At 56.0% G+C, this 1,629-nt stretch carries 2 tRNA genes and 2 rRNA genes (2 of these 4 running past the window's edge); all 4 read right to left on the reverse strand.

What is annotated here, in order from left to right:
• Positions 1 to 697 (reverse strand): 23S ribosomal RNA (locus CAPSK01_RS22755); it reaches 2,287 nt to the left of the window's first position.
• 227 nt (positions 698 to 924) lie between these two features.
• Positions 925 to 1,000, reverse strand: a tRNA-Ala gene (locus CAPSK01_RS11500).
• Between the two features lie 78 nt (positions 1,001 to 1,078).
• Positions 1,079 to 1,155: transfer RNA gene (locus CAPSK01_RS11505), tRNA-Ile, on the reverse strand.
• A gap of 61 nt (positions 1,156 to 1,216) precedes the next feature.
• A 16S ribosomal RNA gene (locus CAPSK01_RS22760) occupies positions 1,217 to 1,629 on the reverse strand; it runs 1,626 nt beyond the window's last position.
• Together the 16S and 23S rRNA genes with 2 tRNA genes alongside form the textbook arrangement of a ribosomal RNA operon.

The following is a 1,629-nucleotide window of genomic DNA, read 5'->3' on the forward strand; positions in this document are numbered from 1 at the left end:
CTGGCCATGGATAGATCACTTGGTTTCGGGTCTACGTCCAGCAACTGGGCGCCCTATTCGGACTCGGTTTCCCTACGCCTCCCCTATGCGGTTAAGCTCGCTACTGAACGTAAGTCGCTGACCCATTATACAAAAGGTACGCAGTCACCCCACAAAGGGGCTCCCACTGTTTGTATGCATGCGGTTTCAGGATCTATTTCACTCCCCTCCCGGGGTTCTTTTCGCCTTTCCCTCACGGTACTGGTTCACTATCGGTCGATTACGAGTATTTAGCCTTGGAGGATGGGCCCCCCATATTCAGACAGGATTTCTCGTGCCCCGCCCTACTTGTCGCAAGCTTGGTACCACGATCACGTTTTCGCGTACGGGGCTATCACCCCCTATGGCGCCACTTTCCAGAGGCTTCCGCTAACCCAATCGCTATCACTTGCAGGCTGTTCCCATTTCGCTCGCCACTACTTTGGGAATCTCGGTTGATTTCTGTTCCTCCGGCTACTGAGATGTTTCAGTTCGCCGGGTTCGCTTCCTCACGCCTATGTATTCAGCGTGGGATACTCCTTGCGGAGTGGGTTTCCCCATTCGGACATCTCTGGATCAAAGCTTCATTGCCAGCTCCCCAGAGCTTTTCGCAGGCTTGTACGTCCTTCTTCGCCTGTAATCGCCAAGGCATCCACCACATGCACTTATTCGCTTGATCCTATAACCTTGAGCTCTCTTGCGAGACCTCCAGCTACAGGCAACTCTTTTGGTGCTCCCCCTTCTCCAGGGGGTTCGATGCAATCACAACCGTATTGCCGATCGCCCCATCCTTCGGGGCCTCGGCAATACAACCTTCTTCCAGTTTTTTAAAGAGCACAGACCCGTAAAGAGTCAGGCCTGCAGCGTCGATGACCCTGCAGGCCTGACTTCTCACTTGCGCGGACTTGGTGGAGGATGACGGGATCGAACCGACGACCCCCTGCTTGCAAAGCAGGTGCTCTCCCAGCTGAGCTAATCCCCCGCTGATCGGCCACCAGCAGTCCCTTGTCCCGACGCCTGATCGGCGTCCCTTCGCCCCCCTCGCCTGCCGTCGAGACGCTGGTGGGTCTGGTTGGAATCGAACCAACGACCCTCGCCTTATCAAGACGATGCTCTAACCGACTGAGCTACAGACCCTCCGCCTGTGCAGCTTGTGACAACCGATAGGGTGTGAGTTCTCGATCCAGCTTTTCTCTAGAAAGGAGGTGATCCAGCCGCAGGTTCCCCTACGGCTACCTTGTTACGACTTCACCCCAGTCACGAACCCTGCCGTGGTAATCGCCCTCCTTGCGGTTAGGCTAACTACTTCTGGCAGAACCCGCTCCCATGGTGTGACGGGCGGTGTGTACAAGACCCGGGAACGTATTCACCGCGACATGCTGATCCGCGATTACTAGCGATTCCGACTTCACGCAGTCGAGTTGCAGACTGCGATCCGGACTACGATCGGCTTTCTGAGATTGGCTCCCCCTCGCGGGTTGGCAACCCTCTGAACCGACCATTGTATGACGTGTGAAGCCCTACCCATAAGGGCCATGAGGACTTGACGTCATCCCCACCTTCCTCCGGTTTGTCACCGGCAGTCTCATTAGAGTGCCCTTTCGTAGCAAC

It is taken from the genome of Candidatus Accumulibacter vicinus, assembly GCF_000584955.1.
GTDB classification, from domain to species: Bacteria; Pseudomonadota; Gammaproteobacteria; order Burkholderiales; family Rhodocyclaceae; genus Accumulibacter; species Accumulibacter vicinus.